The following is a 19403-nucleotide window of genomic DNA, read 5'->3' as shown; positions in this document are numbered from 1 at the left end:
GAACTGAAATAATTATTAGTATACGAAAAGCTCCGAGCAGTATACGAAAGCCCCAAGCAGTATACGAAAAAGCCCCGAATTAACGGGGCTTTGGGTATCACATTATTGAGTTGTTTACGCAGATTTCATCAAAGAATCGGCTCTTGCTTCTAGATGTGAGTTACCCATTAGGTAAGCATCTACAGCACGAGCACATTCACGACCTTCATTGATACAGCGAACAACCAGTGATTGGCCGGTACGCATATCACCTGCAGCAAACACACCTTTTTGATTGGTGGCATAACCTTCGGCTGCGACATTGCCTCGATCATCAAGTTTGATGTCCAATTGGGCAAGTACGCCGCTTGGCTCTGGATGTAAGAAGCCCATAGCTAAGAAAGCTTTGGTACATGGAATGACTCGCTCAGAGCCTTCCACTTCTTTAAATCCTGGGCGTTCACCTGGTTTCGCGTCATCCCATACAATGTCTGCAATACGTAATTCTTTTACATTACCGTTTTCATCGCCAATAAACTCTTTGGTCAAAATATTCCAATGACGCTCACAACCTTCTTCGTGAGAAGTGGTGGTCTTCATGATCATTGGATATTGAGGCCAAGGTTGGTTAGCCGGGCGTTGCTCAGGTGGAATCGGCATGATTTCTACTTGAGTAATGCTTGCTGCGCCATGACGGTTTGACGTACCTACACAGTCAGAGCCAGTATCACCACCACCGATCACCACAACATGATCATCTTTAGCGTGAATTTCTTCACCTTTGAGATCCATGTTGTTAGCACGGCGGTTGTTTTGACCTAGGAATTCCATTGCAAAATGGACGCCTTTTAACTCGCGGCCTGGAATTGGTAAATCACGTGGAACCGTAGAACCACCCGTAAGCAGTATTACATCAAACTCTTGACGTAATTGCTGCGCATTGATGTTAACGCCAATATGAGCGTTAACTTCAAATGTAACGCCAGCTTCTGCCATCAAGTCGATTTTACGGTCGATGACGTCCATGCTGAGTTTAAAGTCAGGGATACCAAAACGTAGTAGGCCACCGACTTTTTCATCACGCTCAAATATGGTCACTGAGTGGCCTGCAGCATTGAGCTGTTCTGCTGCAGATAACCCAGCAGGGCCAGAACCGACAATCGCAATGGTTTTTCCTGTGCGTTTACGAGGTTTACGTGCTTTAGCAAAGCCTTCTTTATAGGCGCGCTCAGCAATGTTTTTCTCGATATTACAAATGGTAATAGGGTCTTGGTTAATACCCAGTACACAGGCGGTTTCACATGGTGCAGGACACACGCGACCAGTAAATTCTGGGAAGTTATTGGTGCTGCTTAGAATATTCCAAGCTTCTTCCCAGCTATCACGGTATACCGCATCGTTAAATTCAGGAATGATGTTCCCAATTGGGCAGCCGCTATGACAAAACGGCACACCACAATCCATACAGCGAGAAGCTTGAGTATTGATTTTTTCACCAAACTCCTCATCGAGTACAAACTCTTTATTGTCTTGTATACGAACACTCGGATCGACTTTTTTCGGTAGTTCACGTCCGTGCTCTAAAAATCCAGTAGGCTTACCCATTGACGGCCTCCAACTCTTCCTTGTTTGCGGCTTGTTTGCGCTTTTGCAATACAGCTTTGTAATCACGAGGCATGACTTTTGCCAAGCTTGCTAGGTTGTTTTCAAAATCAGCTAAGAAGCTTTGCGCCACTGTACTTCCTGTGTACTCAACATGCTTGGTCAGCATATCTTTAATGAACGCTTTATCTTCAGCTTCAATTGGATCGACATCCACTAACTCTGGGTTGAGCTTCTTATCGAAGTCACCATCTTTATCCCAAACATAAGCCACACCGCCACTCATACCAGCAGCAAAGTTACGACCTGTTGAGCCAAGGATAATCGCTGAACCACCAGTCATGTACTCACAACCATGGTCACCAACTCCTTCAACGACTACGTGTGCGCCAGAGTTACGAACGCAGAAACGTTCACCAGCCATACCACGGATAAAGGATTGACCTGATGTTGCACCGTAGAAACATACGTTACCAACTACGATGTTATCTTCAGCAACCACTGTCGAACGGCGATCAGGGTAGAGTACTAATGTACCGCCTGATAGACCTTTACCCCAGTAGTCATTGGCATCGCCTTCCACTTCAAACTTAACGCCTTTCGCAAGGAAAGCACCGAATGACTGACCAGCAGAGCCGGTGAACTTAACGTTCATTGGTTTTGGTAGACCTTGGTCTTTATATACTTTCGAAATTTCATTCGACAGCATAGTACCCGTACTACGGTCGGTATTAATGATAGGGAAGAGTGCTTCTACTGCTTCACCTTTAGTTAAAGCAGGTTGAGCCGCTTCAATTAACTTACGATCCAGTACTGCTTCTAAGCCGTGATTTTGTGGTTTCTGATTGTAGATACCATCTTCAGCGCGAGGCGGTTGAACATGCAGTACTGGGCTAAGATCGAGGTTCTTATATTTCCAGTGCTGGATATCATCACGTACTTTTAGTTTGTGAGATTGACCAACCATTTCATCGATAGTACGGAAACCAAGTTCTGCCATTACTTCACGTAAACCTTCTGCCATGTATTGGAAGAAAGTCACGACATCTTCTACGCGGCCATCAAAGCGCTCACGCAAGGTTTTGTTTTGTGTTGCAATACCAACTGGGCAAGTGTTTTTGTGACACTTACGCATCATGATACAGCCTTCAACCACTAGTGCTGCGGTTGCTACGCCCCATTCTTCTGCGCCAAGTAGTGTAGCGACAGCAAGGTCACGAGGTGTTTTCATCTGACCATCAGACTGAACAACGATACGGTTACGTAGGCCGTTTTTCAGTAGGGTTTGGTGAGTTTCAGCTAGGCCAAGTTCCCACGGTAAACCAGTGTGACGGATTGAAGACATAGGTGATGCACCTGTACCACCATCAAAGCCAGCAATTAGGACGACATCCGCTTTTGCTTTTGCAACGCCTGATGCAATGGTACCTACGCCCGCTTCTGATACTAGCTTGACGTTGACACGACCGTCGCGGTTAGCATTTTTCAGATCGTAGATAAGCTGAGCTAAATCTTCGATAGAGTAAATATCGTGATGCGGTGGTGGTGAAATTAAGCCAACTCCTGGAGTCGAGTGACGAGTCGCCCCGATCCAATCATCCACTTTATCACCTGGTAGCTGACCACCTTCACCTGGTTTCGCACCTTGAGCCATCTTGATTTGTAGCTCATCAGCGTTAGTTAGGTAGTAAGAGGTTACGCCGAAACGACCTGAAGCAACCTGTTTGATTGCCGAACGTTCCCAGTCACCATTGTCTTTTTTCTCAAAACGAATTGGGTCTTCACCACCTTCACCAGAGTTTGACTTAGCGCCAATGCGGTTCATCGCAACTGCTAGGGTTGAGTGAGCTTCGTAAGAAATAGAACCAAAACTCATTGCGCCTGTGGCAAAGCGTTTCAGAATGTTCTCAATTGGCTCAACTTCCTCAAGTGGGACTGAACCTGCTGGGTTTTTGATGAAATCTAGCTGACTACGTAGTGTTGCAGCGTTATCACCTTGGTCATCAACCGTTTTCGCGTATTGCTTAAACTGTGCGTAGTCTTTGTTACGCGTCGATTGTTGCAACAGTGAAATGGTTTCAGGGTTAAACAGGTGTTTTTCACCACGTTGTTTCCACTGATAAACTCCACCCACATCCAACATTTGAATTGGGATTTCACGAGTTGGGTAACCGACACGGTGACGGACTAATACTTCGCGTGCGATATCGTCAATGGTTAAACCTTGAATACGAGAAACGGTACCGGTGAAGTATTTATCAACGACAGATTTACTAATACCAAGCGCTTCAAAGATTTGTGCGCCATGGTACGACTGTAGTGTAGAAATACCCATTTTAGAGAAAATCTTCAACAAGCCAGCATTGATGCCTTTACGGTAGTTGTTGAAGTAGTCTTCAGTTGGAACTTCAGGATCGAGTTTTTTCTTCTTCTGAAGATCAACAATCGTTTCTGTGACCAAATATGGGTTAACCGCATTAGCACCGTAACCGACGAGAGTTGCAAAGTGGTGCGTTTCGCGAGCATCACCTGTCTCGATTACGATGTCACACTTCGCACGTAAACCTTTACGGATTAAGTGGTGATGTACTGCGCCAACCGCCAACATGGCTGGAATTGCCGCGTGGTTAGAGTTGGTTGCACGGTCGGTTAACAGAATAATCGAGTAACCATCTACCACTGCATCTTCTGCATACTGGCAAATACGTTTTAGTGCACGCTCTAGTTTACCCGGCTCTTCGGTGGCACGGAAAACGATGTCTAATGTTTTAGCTTGCAAGTGCTCATTATCGATCGCACGTAGTTTTTCAAGCTCTGCATTAGATAAAACAGGCGACTCTAACTCTACTTTTCGACAGTGTTCCGGCGTTTCCGTTAACAGGTTATGGTCACGACCTAAGTAGGTGTTCAATGACATAACCATGCGCTCACGAATCGGATCGATTGGTGGGTTAGTTACCTGAGCAAACAGCTGTTTGAAGTAGTGTGATAAGTGCTGCGATTGGTGTGACAATATTGCTAATGGCCAGTCTGCACCCATTGACATCAGAGGTTCATAACCCGTTTCTGCGAGTACATGAATGATGTCGTTTACTTCTTCGCTCGTAATACCAAACGCTTGTTGATGTTGTAGCAAGCGAGCAGGAGAAGGCTGGTGATGCATGTTATCGGCATCAGGCAGCGTTTTTAGAGTGAGTAGGTTGTCTTGAACCCATTGCTCATAAGGCTTAGCGGTAGCAATACTGTCTTTTACTTCTTCATCAGAAATAATGCGACCTTGTTCGAGATCGGCAACAAAGATACGACCTGGCTGTAAGCGGCCACGGTATTCAATGTTCTCTGGTGCGATTTCAACTGCGCCAGACTCTGATGCCATCACCAAGAAATCATCTTTGGTTACGGTATAGCGAGAAGGACGTAGACCGTTACGGTCTAGGGTTGCACCTACTTGAACACCATCGGTGAAACAAACAGAAGCCGGGCCATCCCAAGGTTCCATGATATTGGCATGGTATTGGTAGAAAGCACGACGGGTTGGATCCATGTTTTTATTTTCTTGCCATGCTTCAGGGATCAACATCATTAAAGCGTGTGGCAAGCTACGGCCTGAAAGAACCAGTAGTTCTAATGCCATATCAAAGTTAGATGAATCTGAACCATTCTCTGAACAAATCGGCAGTAGCATGTCGATTTCGGCTTTTGAGAATAAGTTTGATTCTAAAATGGCTTCACGTGCCTTCATCCAGTTCAAGTTACCGCGTACGGTGTTAATTTCACCATTGTGGGCAATGTAACGGAATGGTTGTGCAAGACGCCATCTTGGGAATGTGTTGGTTGAAAAGCGTGAGTGTACCAGTGCTAACGCCGTCACCATGGTTGGGTTTTGTAGATCTAAAAAGTATTGAGGAACTTGATCTGTGGTGAGCTGGCCTTTATAAACCAAAGTCTTGTAAGACAATGAGTTGATATAGAAATCATCGCCAATGTTAGATACAGACTCAAGACACACGCGAACTGTGTAGTTACGTAGCACATAAAGCTTACGTTCAAGTTCTGCTGGATCCATACTCGGGCCACCAGAAATGAAGACGTGTTCAAATTGAGGTTCGGTGCTGAGTGGATCTTCGCCGATCATTGAATTATCGACTGGTAAAACGCGGTAGCCTAAAATTTCAAGATCAAGGCGCTTAGCGTTACGCTCTAAAATATCGCGGCATTGCTGGCGTTTATGTTCATCTTTAGGGAATAGAACAACACCAACACCATATTTTTCAAATGATGGGAGTTTGATGCCGAGTTTGACGGCTTCTTCTAAAAGAAATTCATGAGGTTTTTGCAGTAAGATACCTGCACCATCACCACTACAAGGATCACAACCTTGACCACCGCGGTGTTCCATGCGGGCTAGCATATCCAGCGCCTGTGTTACCACAGCGTGAGATTTACGGTTTTTTAAGTGAGCAACAAAACCGATCCCACAGGCATCATGCTCCAGCTCAGGAGTGTACAATCCTTGTGTACTTTGCTCTCTACTTACCATAGATACATCCTTCCAAGTTAAATGGCAGCTTAGCGAATTAGCGTCTATGCTTATCGACATGGCTGCTTGTCCTTTTATGTACTTATAATCTTCCTTACTGACATTGCTCGGTCTAGTAAGTGCGATTCCTTTCAATATATTCGCAGAAAACTATTTGCGAAAAAGTTGTTTCTTAGTTCCTTCGGGAAGTGATACAAAAAACTAGTGGCTTTTTATGCTTCCATTCAAGGAAATGCTAGCGATTTATTCCTAAATATTGACGTGATATTCATCACGAAAAACACAGCATCGTGCCACCATCCTACATTTTTGTACTATGTAATTCCAACAAAAGTTACACAAAAATGATTAATTTTTTTGCGGTATTTGCATATTAAAAGACCATAGGTCCGTCTATTTGTGGATAATATGCTGTTTTTTTGAATTTTTATTTGTTTTTGTTTGCTTGTTGGCTAGGCGAGATTGGAGTGATATCACTATTATTTATTGGGGGAATCCCCATTAAGTATAAAGAACTTTGGCGCAAGTATTTTTGATTGAAGAAAGTTTTATAGTTGAAGTGCGAAACAATCCGCCACAATCAATCTATTTACTTGTAATATATGCGAGTTAATTTTTAAGCGATATGGTGGAACATGGATTGGCTTTCGTTGTTGGAGCATAGCTTTGCACTAGATGTTCTAGTTGTCTTGTTATTTTTAGTGATGATTTATTATTTTCATCATACTCGCCGAACAAGTTTGGTTTTTTCTATTAAAGATGCCCCGACGGCGATATTTTTGGTGGAAGCGCATACAGGTGTAGTGGTTGATGCAAACCGTAAGGCGATGCAACAGTTATCAATTCGCCAAGTAGGGTTGCGTTTTTTATTACCAGCTCGAATTTCTTCTCAACAATTACTTTCCATACTCGATGCTGCTCAAATTAACCCATATCAAGAATGGGAAGTATCGGATACCAATAGACCCTCTATTCATTTTACGCAGTATTCTGCTCGCTATCGGGGCCGTAAAACTTTGGTGGTCCATGCCACTAAATCGCAACACATAGAGCGGGATAACAATCTTCCGATAACTTTAGAAGCGTTAAATTGCCTATCTGAACATATTTTCATTAAAAGTGTTGATGGTGAAATGTTATTTACCAATCGTGCCTATGAGAGATTTTGGTTACATAGAGAGGGAGAGGGCGTTGCTGCTGAAAATATAAATCTCACTCATGAGGCAAGTTCGTACCAGAGGTGGACGACAACACCTAATGGTGATAATTGCTTACTTGAAACTCACCTTACGCCATTAATTTCGGTTGATAACAGCCTAAAAGCGGTCGTTGGGCTCAGCCATGATGTTTCGGATTGGTATTATACTCAACAATCTTACTCTGATGAGATGGATAAAAGACGGACAATTGAGCTTGATCTCGCGAGGAGTGAGACCTTATTACAGTCTATATTACGAGCATCGCCCGATCCGATTGCGATGTTTAACCAAAACCGTATTCATGAGGCTTGTAATCAAGCATATGCAGACTCATTAGGCATAGCTAAAACAGAAGATATTATTGGTCATAGCTTAGATGAGATTTTGCCTCAACAGATAGCTGAAAAATTTGCAGCTACAGATTTAAAAGTGCTTGAAGAAAAACAAACACTTCACTTTATTGATAAAGTAAAAAGTATTGATGGTGAGCCGACCTGGTATGACGTATTAAAAGCGCCTTATACCGAGCCCTTTACTGGTAATACTGGCGGCTTATTAATTGCTAGAGATGTCACCGAGCACTTTTTAGTTAAGCAGCAACTGGCCGACGCCAATGAAGAGTTATTGCAGCTTAGTCATTTTGATCACACATTAAAAATTTCTAACAGTCGGCACTTTTATTCTCAATTACAAGCAGTTTGGCAATTACAGTTGCGCCAACAATCACCTTTAACCGTGATGATTTGTCATGTGGTTATTAATCAGAATGAGCAAGAATCTGGATCAGATCGACTTGTGGAGATTTCTGCGAGATTTGAAGAGGTAATTAAAAGGGGAGCAGACTTGCTAGCGGTTGGTGAATTTGAAGGGGAATTCTTGCTGCTATTACCGGAAACTCAAGCACCATCCTGTCTATTGGTGGCCGATAAGATCCATCAAACGATTAATGAGCTTAATATGGAACATCAGAATTCTTCAGTATCAGAATGTTTTTCGGTCAATGTTGGTGTCGCCAGTGGAATTCCACAAAAAGATTTAAGTTCACTGTCTATTGTTGAAACGGCTCGTCAAGCACTTGATGCTGCTAAGTTGGGCGGGAAAAATCAAACTCAGCTTAAAACCTTACACTCTTCTCTAAAGGCTAGCTCAGGAGATCAGACTTCATCATGAATGTGTTAAAAAACCTTGCCCAATATTATGTCGATTTATTGGTTAAATTGGGAATGGTTAAATTCTCTATGTTGCTGGCGTTGGCGTTAGTGTGTTTTTCAGTGTTATTGCAAGCGGTCGTTAGCCTAGTGTTGATCGGGCATATAGAGAATATTGTGATTATTCGATCGGTATTTTTTGGTTTATTAATTACTCCTTGGGCGGTGTATTTTTTAACGGTTGTGGTCGATCAACTTGAAGAGTCTCGTCAACGCTTAACTAAAATGGTCGATAAGTTGAAAGACATGCGTCAACGCGATCATCAATTAAATATAGAGCTGCAAGAAAATATACATAAGTTGAATCAAGAAATTAATGAAAGAAAAAAAGCAGAAGAAGCTCGTTTAGAGGTTATGCAAGATCTTGAAAATGAGATTTATCAACGTGAAAAAGCACAAGTGGAGTTGGCAGAACGTACCGCTTTATTACGCTCATTTTTGGATGCTTCCCCTGATCTAATTTATTACCGCAATACCGAAGGGCTGTTTTCCGGTTGTAACCGTGCTTTCGAAGAATTAGTTGGATTAACAGAATCGGAATTGGTGGGGTTATCTATTTATGATGTGTATAAAGATAACTCTACGCGTCAGCAAGTAGAAGCAACGGATAAAACGGTTTTTTTAGAGAATCGAGAGTTGGCCTATGATCTGTGGCTTGAATACCCAAATGGTCACAAAGCGTACTTTGAGTTTCGTAAATTGCCTTTTTATAACAAATCAAACCAGCTGCTTGGCTTGGTAGGGTTCGGACGAGACATTACTGAGCGAAAGGCATACCAAGACGCATTACTTAAAGCCAGCCAAGATAAAACCAAATTTATCTCAACTATTAGTCATGAACTAAGAACGCCTTTGAACGGTATTGTCGGATTAAGTCGTATATTACTCGATTCTAAGCTCGATCAAGAGCAGCGGCAGTACATGCAGACAATCAATATCAGTGCCATCACTTTAGGTCATATATTTAATGATGTGATTGATCTTGATAAGTTTGACCGTAGAGAGTTAGAGCTTCTTCCTGTTGCGACCGACTTCCATAGTTTTATCACTGATATTGAAACCATTTCCAGTTTAATGGCTGAACAAAAAGGGCTCACGTTTGAGCTCGATCGTCTAACCGACCTTCCGCCAGCGATTATGGTGGATGCGACTCGGTTACGGCAAGTGCTGTGGAATTTAGTTAGCAATGCGATGAAATTTACCAAGCAAGGTGGCGTTACCATCAATGTCAGCGCGGATGTTGATGAGGATGTTGCCAATATTGAGTTTGAAATTGAAGATACAGGTATCGGTATTCCTGAGGATGAAGTCGATAATATCTTTGGTATGTACTATCAGGTGAAGTCAGGAAAGGATAACTTACATGCAGTCGGTACCGGGATTGGCTTAGCGGTTTCCCAAGAGTTTGCTCATCGTATGGGAGGTGAAATCACTGTTTCAAGTGAACTAGGGTTTGGCAGTACCTTTGTGGTGTCAATCCGAGTGCCTACCACGCAAATAGAAGAATCCATTAGCCATATGGAATCTCAACCAAGTCTACGCATCTTTATGGTGGAAGATATTGAACTGAATGTCACAGTAGCTCGTTCAGTATTGGAAAACTTAGGGCATAGTCTTGAAGTGGCGATGTCAGGAGAAGAGGCGCTTAGATGCTTTAAACCAGAAAACTATGATTTAGTCTTTTTAGATATTCAATTGCCAGATATGACCGGCTTTGATATTGCTCAGCAGCTCCGACAAACTTATTCTCAGTTACCACCATTAGTCGCTTTGACTGCTAATGTAATGAAAAATCAGAAGGAATATATTGAAAAAGGCATAGATGATGCGATCAGTAAGCCACTATCGATTAAAGATATTAATCAGGTAGTGAGTAATTTTTTTGGAAGTAACTCTTCTGGCCATAATTCATCCGGAGCTAAATCAGCCCCCAAAGTAGCGGTAAACTCACCAAATACTGAAGGTGTAAGTCTGCAAGAGGGGACTCAACTGTCGGTGATTGATACTGAAATGTTGAACTCTTATCTTGATATTGTTGGCAAGCAGCCTGTTTTAGATAGCCTACTGATGTTTGAACAAACCATTCCTGATTATATGCAACAACTCAATCAGTATTTAAGTGTTGGTGATGATGAGAACTTAGTGTCGGAAGCGCACAAAATTAAAGGCGCTGCGGGGTCGGTTGGTTTGCAACGTATTCAGCAACTTGCGCAGCTTGCTCAAACACCAGAAGCTGAGGAATGGCGAGAAAATGTCGCAGGCTGGATTGAAAACATGAATCAATGTTACCAGCAAGATATTAATACCTTAAAGCGATGGATAGAGCGGTATGCTTAAGTAACGTCAAGGTGATATCTCAGAATTTGGGTATAGTCATAAAGCAAAAGGCCTCGCAATCTCTTTAATAAAGAGATTGCGAGGCCTTTAAGTTTGTTAGCTATCTAGATGGAGATTATTCGCTTAGTTCACCGCAGAAACGATAACCTTCACCGTGAATAGTCGCGATAATTTCAGGAGTATCAGCGATTGATTCAAAGTGTTTACGAATACGGCGAATCGTCACGTCAACAGTACGGTCGTGTGGTTTCAATTCGCGGCCAGTCATTTTTTTCAATAGATCGGCACGAGTTTGAATTTTGCCTGGATTCTCGCAGAAGTGCAGTAATGCGCGGAATTCAGAGCGCGGTAGCTTGTAGCTTTCACCCATAGGGTTAACTAATGAGCGGCTATTGATATCAAGTACCCAACCGTTGAACTCGTATTTTTCAACTGTACGTTTCTCTTCTTGCGCATCACCGCTGTGCATAGAGCGTTGCAGTAGGTTACGAGCACGAATAGTTAATTCACGAGGGTTAAATGGTTTTGTAATGTAGTCATCAGCACCGATTTCTAAGCCTAAAATTTTATCAACTTCGTTATCGCGACCAGTTAAGAACATAAGCGCAACATTGGCTTGTTCTCTTAGTTCACGAGCCAGAAGTAGGCCATTTTTACCAGGTAGGTTGATATCCATAATCACCAAGTTAATTGGGTTTTCGGATAAAATCTGGTGCATGTTATCGCCATCAATGGCCTCAAAAACAGTATATCCTTCTGCTTCAAAAATAGTCTTCAGCGTATTGCGTGTGACTTGTTCATCTTCAACGATAAGAATTTGTGGGGTATGCATAGGAGTACCTAAATCATGACTTTAAATGGTTTATTAATTCTAAATAAAAATAACATTTTGCTAGCAACTTTATTTACATCACGAGAGTCATTAGCAGTAAAACAGTTTACAAACACAGCTTTAATATAGATAAAAACAGAAATAGTAGCTGAGTTGTTGATTATGGGTTTGAGTCTACAGTCTTAACAGCTTGCTAACAATAAGTGAATATAACCTAATTATCGGTTTGTTGATTTGCATCAATCAGTTTGAAAGAAGAATGTTAAATATCAGTAATAGTTATTCATCTTACCTACGATTAATGATGCTCGATTGATGAGAGGTAAGTATTTTGTGTCTTTGGTCTGTATTTTTGAGCTAAATGAGAATAAAGGTAACTTTTCATTGACTCTTTGCCTTTAAGTCGGTAAATGTAGAGATAGTTGATAACAAGATAAGACATAAGCAATGACGTTTTTTACCAGCATCACCATTATGACCTCAATTATGACCGACACCATTAATGTTGGGGCAGGCTGGTAAGCGAAAGTTTTCAAAAAAAGGCCTGTATCCCACCAGATACAGGCCTTTTTTTATGCAAATTTAGAAGTGAAATTTTGGAGGAAGGGATGCGAGTACTAAAATTTGGAGGGTCTTCACTGGCCGATGCTGACCGATTTTTAAGGGCAGCAGATATTATTATTAACAATGCTCAACAAGAAGACTTGGCCGTGGTGCTTTCTGCACCGGGTAAAACGACCAATAAATTGGTTGCAGTGATTGAAAACACACTAAAAAATGGTGAAGCAGAGTTATTAATTAATGACTTAGAACAATCATTTTATGCTCTTTTTGAGCAAATCAAACAACAAGTCGAAGGATTGGAATACTTAGCGTTTGATACTCAAGTTAAGACCTCAATGAAGCAACTTCGTCAATATGTGCACGGTATGGCGCTATTGGGAATGTGCCCAGATCATGTCAATGCGCGCATTATCAGTAAAGGTGAGCGTATTTCAATTCAATTAATGAAAGCGGTTATCGAGGCGAAAGGTAAGCCTGCGAGCTTAATTGATCCGGTTGAGTACTTGTTTGCCAAAGGCGATCATTTAGAAGCTATGGTCGATGTGGATATTTCGACAGGCAACTTCCAGCGTAAACCTCTACCTGCGGGGCACATTAATATCATGCCTGGCTTTACTGCCGGTAATGCTAAAGGCGAATTAGTGACTTTAGGCCGTAATGGCTCTGACTACTCTGCAGCGGTATTGGCAGCGTGTTTACGTGCTGATTGTTGTGAAATTTGGACAGATGTAGACGGCGTTTATAATTGCGATCCTAGACTAGTCGAAGATGCACGGTTACTGAAATCGTTAAGCTATCAAGAGGCGATGGAGCTCTCTTATTTCGGCGCTTCAGTACTTCACCCTAAAACTATCGCTCCTATTGCCCAGTTTCAAATCCCTTGTTTAATCAAAAATAGCTTTAATCCTCAAGGTGCAGGTACTTTAATCGGTCAAGATACAGGTGAAGATAACCTTGCGATTAAGGGAATTACTACCTTAAGCCAACTGACTATGGTCAATGTTTCAGGCCCAGGTATGAAAGGCATGGTTGGCATGGCGAGCCGCGTATTTGGCGCGATGTCGACGTCTGGCGTTTCTATTGTCTTGATCACTCAATCATCATCGGAATACAGCATTAGCTTTTGTATCGAAGCACAAGATAAAGAAAAAGCTGAGCAAGCCTTGCAAGATGGTTTCGAACTTGAATTAAAAGATGGACTACTTGATCCGATTGAGTTTACCGACAATGTTGCGATTGTGACGTTAGTAGGGGACAAAATGCGCACCGCACGTGGTGTGGCTTCACAATTCTTTGCCTCGCTTGCTGAGGTTAATGTGAATGTCGTGGCTATCGCTCAAGGCTCTTCAGAGCGCGCGATTTCTGCGGTTATTCCAGAAGATAAAATCGCAGTTGCCATCAAAGCTTGTCATGAGAACCTATTTAATTCTAAGCATTTCCTCGATGTATTCGTGGTTGGTATTGGTGGTGTTGGTGGCGAGTTGGTTGATCAGTTCCAGCGTCAGCAAGCCAAATTGGCAGAAAAAGGTATTGTGATTCGAGTATGCGGTTTAGCCAACTCAAAAGGTTTATTACTTGATAGTGATGGTTTACCGCTAGAAAATTGGCGTGACCGAATGGCCCATGCCACTGAAGAGTTCAGCTTAGCGCGTATGATCGCTTTGGTGCAACGTAATCACATCATTAACCCAGTACTAGTTGATTGTACTTCGAGTGAATCTATCGCCAATCAATACACCGACTTCTTAGCGGCAGGTTTCCATGTGGTGACACCGAATAAGAAAGCTAATACTGCGAGCATGAGTTACTACCATCAACTACGAGAAACCGCGAGAAGCACTCGCCGTAAATTGATGTATGAAACAACCGTAGGTGCGGGTTTACCGGTTATTGAGAACTTGCAAAACTTGATCTCAGCGGGGGATGAATTAGAGAAATTTAATGGTATTTTATCCGGTTCACTTTCTTACATTTTTGGCAAGCTAGATGAAGGCATGACGTTAAGCCAGGCAACCAATATCGCCGATGAAAATGGTTTTACCGAGCCGGATCCTCGTGATGATCTCTCAGGTATGGATGTCGCGCGTAAATTGCTGATCCTCGCTCGTGAAGCAGGTATGGAACTTGAGTTAGAAGATGTGATTGTTGAGCAAGCCTTGCCACCGGGCTTTGATGATTCAGGTAGTGTTGCTGAATTTATGGAACGACTGCCACAAGCGGACGCTTACTTTGCAGACCTTTCAGAAAAAGCCGCTCAAGAGGGGAAAGTATTGCGTTATGTTGGCACGATTGAAGACGGCCAATGTAAAGTGAAAATGATTGCGGTGGATGAAAACGATCCTATGTACAAAATTAAAGATGGTGAGAATGCGCTAGCCTTTTATAGCCGTTATTACCAACCAATCCCATTGGTGTTGCGTGGCTATGGCGCAGGGACTCAAGTGACCGCAGCAGGTGTATTCTCTGATGTGATGCGTACTTTAGGTTGGAAATTAGGAGTTTAATTATGTCAATGTCTCAACCTCAAAGTGTCGCAGTGTATGCACCAGCCTCAATCGGTAATGTCAGTGTTGGCTTTGATGTTCTTGGCGCTGCAGTATCACCGATTGACGGTACTTTGCTTGGTGACCGAGTTTTAGTGAAATCATCGGATACCTCATTTGATTTGAAAACCGCAGGAAGCTTTGTTGCGAAGCTTCCAACCGACCCGAAAGAGAATATTGTCTACCATTGTTGGCAAGTGTTTGCTCGTGAATTGGAAAAGAAAAATATTCCTTTATTGCCACTGCAAATGACACTAGAAAAAAACATGCCGATTGGCTCAGGTTTAGGCTCTAGTGCTTGTTCAATCGTGGCGGCACTAGATGCGTTAAACCGTTTTCACCAACAGCCATTAAATGAAATGGAACTACTGGCGTTAATGGGCGAAATGGAAGGACAAATTTCTGGTGGTATTCACTACGATAATGTTGCGCCTTGTTACCTAGGTGGTTTGCAGTTAATGCTAGAAGAACTCGGCATTATCAGCCAAGAAGTGCCTTGTTTTGATGACTGGTATTGGGTGATGGCCTATCCGGGCATTAAAGTGTCGACTGCTGAAGCGCGCTCGATTTTACCTTCTCAATATCGTCGTCAAGATATTATTGCCCATGGTCGTCATCTCGGTGGCTTTATTCATGCGTGTCATTCAGGTCAACCAGAGCTCGCCGCCAAACTGATTAAAGATGTGATTGCTGAACCTTATCGCGCTAAGTTGCTACCAGGTTTTGCGGATGCCCGTCAATACGCGATGTCGGCAGGCGCATTAGCCTGCGGTATTTCCGGCTCTGGCCCAACATTGTTTACTATTTGTAGTAAGAAAGATGTGGCAGAACGAGTCGCACATTGGTTAAATGAAAATTACCTACAAAATGATGAAGGTTTCGTGCATATTTGTCGTTTAGACAAGGAAGGTTCGAGAGTAACAGGAAGTGAATTATGAAGTTGTACAATATAAAAGAAAATGATGAGCAGGTCTCTTTTGGCCAAGCGGTACGTCAAGGTTTAGGTCGTAATCAAGGGTTATTTTTCCCATCAGAATTACCTAAGTTTGATGATATTGAATCACTACTAGCAGAAGATTTTATCAGCCGTAGCAGTAAGATTTTATCGGCGTTAATTGGCGATGAGTTAACTGCTGAGCAAGTGAATCAACTGGTTTCGGCGGCTTTTCAATTTCCAGCACCGATTAAATCAGTCAAAGATGGCGTTTACGCTCTAGAGCTTTTCCATGGTCCGACATTGGCTTTTAAAGATTTCGGTGGCCGTTTCATGGCGCAATCTTTGGCGGCTGTCACTGCAGATAAAGGCCAGAAGATTACTATATTAACAGCGACTTCTGGTGATACTGGCGCTGCCGTTGCCCATGCATTCTATGGGATGGAAAATATCAATGTGGTGATCTTGTATCCAAAAGGAAAGATCAGCCCATTACAAGAAAAACTATTTTGTACCTTAGGTGGCAATATTCACACTGTGGCGATTGATGGTGATTTTGATGCATGCCAATCATTAGTAAAACAAGCTTTTGATGATCAAGCGCTACGTGAAGAGATTGGCCTTAACTCAGCCAACTCAATCAACATCAGCCGCTTAATGGCGCAAATATGTTACTACTTTGAGGCAGCTGCTCAAATGACTAAATCTGAGCGTGATAATTTAGTTATCTCAGTGCCTAGTGGTAACTTTGGTAACTTAACTGCTGGCCTACTGGCTAAAGCGTTAGGACTACCAATCAAGCGCTTTATTGCCGCAACTAATGCTAATGATACGGTGCCTCGTTACCTTGAAACCGGTAAGTGGGAGCCAAAACCAACCGTCGCGACAACTTCTAACGCGATGGATGTTAGTCAACCGAATAACTGGCCGCGTATTGAAGAACTATGTCGAATTAAAGGTTGGGGTCTAGATACACTCGGCAAAGGCATGGTAACTGACACACAAAGTGCGGAATCCGTGGTTGAGCTGAATAGTCTTGGTTACTTATGTGAGCCACATGGTGCGATTGCATACCGAGTTCTGACTCAGCAGCTTCAAGAGGGTGAAACTGGTTTATTCTTATGTACCGCTCACCCAGCTAAATTTAAAGAAGTGGTGGATGAGATCCTGGATACAAATATCGACGTTCCGGGCCCACTAGCAAAACACGGTGCGATGGAATTGCTTTCTGAAGATCTTGCGGCTGATTTTGATTTGCTGAAAGAAGTGTTGAGAAGAGTGCAAAAATAGGTCGCTAGGTTACGAGTCCCTAGTTTCTAGGAAAAGACCAAACCACTGTTATTTATATTGTATTTTGATTAAAAATAAAAAAGGTGCTCAATATTAATTGAGCACCTTTTTTGATCTTCTAGGGACTAGGAACTAAGAGCCTAGTAACCTGAAAATTACATAGACTCTGTAAACGTACGAGCAATAACGTCGCGTTGTTGCTCAGCAGTTAGAGAGTTAAAACGTACTGCGTAGCCAGAAACACGGATAGTTAGCTGTGGGTAGTTTTCTGGGTGTGCCACTGCGTCTTCTAGCGTTTCGCGAGAAAGAACGTTTACGTTTAGGTGTTGACCACCTTCGATGCGTGGTGCAGTTTCAATTTTTACTTCACGGTATTCGATGTCGCCTAGAGAATCTGCAGCAACAACTTGATCCGCTTCAAAGCCAGCTTTAGCGGCAACACAACGTGCTTCATTTTTTTCGCTATCTAGTAACCAGATAGAGTTTAGTAAATCGTCGTTTGCTGCTTTAGTAATTTGGATACCTTGGATCATGCCCATCTCCTTTGCCACTTAAGTGGAATTAAATATGATGTTATTTTCGAACGAATCGATGACGCCATTATATACTTAATAACCACAACATTAATATTGATTTAAATCAATAAACAGCCAAAATTAGATTCCATTATTGGTGTGTTTTCTTGCTGTAAATCAAGAAAATCAAAAGAAATAAGGGGTTGTAAGATTATTTTAAACTCTAAAAAATAATTGAAGTATAAATATGTGGTTAATTTACTACGAAAATAACCGCATCCTTGTGGTTCGTCTTGGGCTCTCCTCACGATACAATGGCAAAATTAACTGAAAATAATGATAGGGATTAAGCGATGTCAACGTGGGCAGATGTGATCGAAAATGAAAAACAACAAAGCTACTTTAAACAACTTGAAAGCTTTGTTGCGAGTGAGCGAGCGCAAGGCAAAAACATATACCCTGAAGATAGTTTGGTTTTTTCAGCGTTTGACCATACCCCATTTGACCAAGTGAAAGTGGTGATACTAGGACAAGATCCTTATCACGGGCCTAATCAAGCGCATGGTTTGGCTTTCTCGGTACAACCTGGGATTAAAACGCCGCCTTCTTTAGTCAATATGTATAAAGAACTAGCGCAAGATATTGAGGGGTTTACTATTCCGAGTCACGGCAACTTGGTGTCTTGGGCCGAGCAGGGAGTGCTGTTGTTAAATACGGTATTGACGGTTGAGCAAGGTAAGGCGCATTCGCATGCTAAGTCTGGCTGGGAAAAGTTCACCGACCAAGTGATTGCAGAATTAAATCAAACGCATAGTGGATTGGTTTTTCTATTGTGGGGAGCCCACGCGCAGAAAAAAGGCGCGTCAATCGACCCATCTAAGCACCATATTTTGACCGCTCCACATCCGTCTCCTCTTTCCGCTCATCGTGGTTTTTTTGGCTGCCAACATTTTTCTCAAGCCAATACGCTTTTATTACAGCAAGGCCAGTCCCCAATTAACTGGGCTTCGGTGAGTTCGCAACAACATGAACAATTTGAATTGATTTGAGTTTATTGTGGGTTTGGATCACAGAAAATGAGCATGAGCTATACTGATTGAACGATATTTGACCATGGACAATAGCGAAGGAAAAGTATCACCTATAGTGGTGGTAGTTGACTGAGTAGGAGGGAGCCATGCTAGGAAATATTATAAGCCGTGAGCACAGCTATATGGTGCGATTGCTGGTTATTCTGGACCAGAAGCTTAATTTTTTAAAACAAGAGAAGCCAATTAATTATCTGATTATTAATGATATTATTTCTTATCTTCAGCGGCATTCGGAAATGACACATCATCCGAAGGAAGATCTTATCTATCATTATTTTTTAGAGCATTATGGCGATAATCATAATATTGCCAATTTGCTGGAAGAGCATAAAAACTTATCGGAAACGACCAAAGAGTTTTCTGATTTGCTGGAGATGGTGTTGCAAGATGCGGTGGTCCCGAATGATGTATTTTGCGAGCGTTTAGAGCATTTTATCCATCAACAAAAAAAGCATTTAGATTTTGAAGAGCGTGAAATTTTACCTACATTAAAGCGTCATTTTACCGAGCAGGATTGGTTGGCGGTTGAAAAGTTGTGGGGTAGTGAAGATAGTGATCCACTATTTGGACAAAGTATTGATAAAGAGTACCAACGTCTGTCTGAATACATGAAGTCAGATGGCTAATAGATAAAAATAAAGCAGACACATTATCAAGCGTGTCTGCTTTCTATTTTTAACGATTCTAACAATTTAGTCATTATAACAATATGGATATTTGGGTTTTAAAGGTTACATATCCAAAGTTTAAAGATTATGTGTTTTAAAAG

The 19403-nt window shown here is 42.2% G+C and carries 11 protein-coding genes and 1 other annotated feature; of the genes, 7 read left to right on the top strand and 4 right to left on the bottom strand.

The features are described from left to right. Positions 1-114 precede the first annotated feature (114 nt). Positions 115-1584 (bottom strand): glutamate synthase subunit beta, encoded by a 1470-nt coding sequence (locus K358_RS0107630; protein ID WP_027696268.1) that lies wholly within the window; start codon positions 1582-1584, stop codon positions 115-117. Next, positions 1577-6121, bottom strand: coding sequence for a glutamate synthase large subunit (gene gltB / locus K358_RS0107625; protein WP_027696267.1), 4545 nt, complete (start codon positions 6119-6121; stop codon positions 1577-1579). Before gltB ends, K358_RS0107630 begins: the two co-directional genes overlap by 8 nt. Positions 6122-6756: 635 nt before the next feature. Here gltB and K358_RS0107620 point away from each other — a divergent pair. Both K358_RS0107620 and arcB read left to right on the top strand, forming a co-directional pair. Then, positions 6757-8490, top strand: coding sequence for a PAS domain-containing protein (locus K358_RS0107620; RefSeq protein WP_027696266.1), 1734 nt, complete (start codon positions 6757-6759; stop codon positions 8488-8490). Beyond that, the gene (gene arcB / locus K358_RS0107615; protein WP_027696265.1) at positions 8487-10865 is read left to right on the top strand and encodes an aerobic respiration two-component sensor histidine kinase ArcB; all 2379 of its coding nucleotides are present in this window, start codon (positions 8487-8489) and stop codon (positions 10863-10865) included. The genes K358_RS0107620 and arcB overlap by 4 nt, the downstream gene beginning before the upstream one ends. Positions 10866-10980: 115 nt before the next feature. Here arcB and arcA read toward each other — a convergent pair whose 3' ends face one another. Next, positions 10981-11697, bottom strand: a complete 717-nt coding sequence (arcA, locus tag K358_RS0107610; protein WP_027696264.1) for a two-component system response regulator ArcA — start codon at positions 11695-11697, stop codon at positions 10981-10983. Positions 11698-12149: 452 nt separating this feature from the next. Continuing rightward, positions 12150-12272: a sequence feature (Thr leader region), on the top strand. Positions 12273-12305: 33 nt separating this feature from the next. Here arcA and thrA point away from each other — a divergent pair. From thrA to thrC, 3 genes are read left to right on the top strand one after another with little or no spacing between them, the layout of a single operon-like run. Beyond that, positions 12306-14765: a bifunctional aspartate kinase/homoserine dehydrogenase I gene (gene thrA, locus K358_RS0107605; RefSeq protein WP_027696263.1), complete on the top strand. Its 2460-nt coding sequence runs from the start codon at positions 12306-12308 to the stop codon at positions 14763-14765. Positions 14766-14773: 8 nt separating this feature from the next. Continuing rightward, on the top strand, positions 14774-15742 hold the full coding sequence (gene thrB / locus K358_RS0107600) for a homoserine kinase (RefSeq protein WP_027696262.1): 969 nt from the start codon (positions 14774-14776) through the stop codon (positions 15740-15742). Continuing rightward, the gene (gene thrC, locus K358_RS0107595) at positions 15739-17028 is read left to right on the top strand and encodes a threonine synthase (RefSeq protein ID WP_027696261.1); all 1290 of its coding nucleotides are present in this window, start codon (positions 15739-15741) and stop codon (positions 17026-17028) included. The genes thrB and thrC overlap by 4 nt, the downstream gene beginning before the upstream one ends. Positions 17029-17183: 155 nt before the next feature. On the opposite strand, the gene grcA is transcribed toward thrC, so the two are convergent. After that, positions 17184-17561 carry an autonomous glycyl radical cofactor GrcA gene (gene grcA, locus K358_RS0107590; protein ID WP_027696260.1) on the bottom strand — a complete coding sequence of 126 codons (378 nt, stop codon included), beginning with the start codon at positions 17559-17561 and terminating at the stop codon, positions 17184-17186. Positions 17562-17896: 335 nt separating this feature from the next. On the opposite strand from grcA, the gene ung reads away from it, so the two are divergent. Then, positions 17897-18592, top strand: a complete 696-nt coding sequence (ung, locus tag K358_RS18200; RefSeq protein ID WP_051241238.1) for a uracil-DNA glycosylase — start codon at positions 17897-17899, stop codon at positions 18590-18592. A gap of 128 nt (positions 18593-18720) precedes the next feature. Next, the gene (locus tag K358_RS0107580; RefSeq protein ID WP_027696259.1) at positions 18721-19260 is read left to right on the top strand and encodes a hemerythrin domain-containing protein; all 540 of its coding nucleotides are present in this window, start codon (positions 18721-18723) and stop codon (positions 19258-19260) included. Positions 19261-19403: the final 143 nt, after the last annotated feature.

It is taken from the genome of Vibrio litoralis DSM 17657 (assembly GCF_000426765.1).
Lineage (GTDB): Bacteria > Pseudomonadota > Gammaproteobacteria > Enterobacterales > Vibrionaceae > Vibrio > Vibrio litoralis.
Note: the sequence above shows the minus strand (reverse complement) of the source record. Positions and strands in the feature narration are given on the sequence as shown.

Coding starts and splice junctions, on each gene's coding strand:
- K358_RS0107630 (WP_027696268.1), bottom strand. CDS start 1,584: ATGGGTAAGCCTACTGGATTTTTAGAGCACGGACGTGAACTACCGAAA.
- gltB (WP_027696267.1), bottom strand. CDS start 6,121: ATGGTAAGTAGAGAGCAAAGTACACAAGGATTGTACACTCCTGAGCTG.
- K358_RS0107620 (WP_027696266.1), top strand. CDS start 6,757: ATGGATTGGCTTTCGTTGTTGGAGCATAGCTTTGCACTAGATGTTCTA.
- arcB (WP_027696265.1), top strand. CDS start 8,487: ATGAATGTGTTAAAAAACCTTGCCCAATATTATGTCGATTTATTGGTT.
- arcA (WP_027696264.1), bottom strand. CDS start 11,697: ATGCATACCCCACAAATTCTTATCGTTGAAGATGAACAAGTCACACGC.
- thrA (WP_027696263.1), top strand. CDS start 12,306: ATGCGAGTACTAAAATTTGGAGGGTCTTCACTGGCCGATGCTGACCGA.
- thrB (WP_027696262.1), top strand. CDS start 14,774: ATGTCTCAACCTCAAAGTGTCGCAGTGTATGCACCAGCCTCAATCGGT.
- thrC (WP_027696261.1), top strand. CDS start 15,739: ATGAAGTTGTACAATATAAAAGAAAATGATGAGCAGGTCTCTTTTGGC.
- grcA (WP_027696260.1), bottom strand. CDS start 17,561: ATGATCCAAGGTATCCAAATTACTAAAGCAGCAAACGACGATTTACTA.
- ung (WP_051241238.1), top strand. CDS start 17,897: ATGTCAACGTGGGCAGATGTGATCGAAAATGAAAAACAACAAAGCTAC.
- K358_RS0107580 (WP_027696259.1), top strand. CDS start 18,721: ATGCTAGGAAATATTATAAGCCGTGAGCACAGCTATATGGTGCGATTG.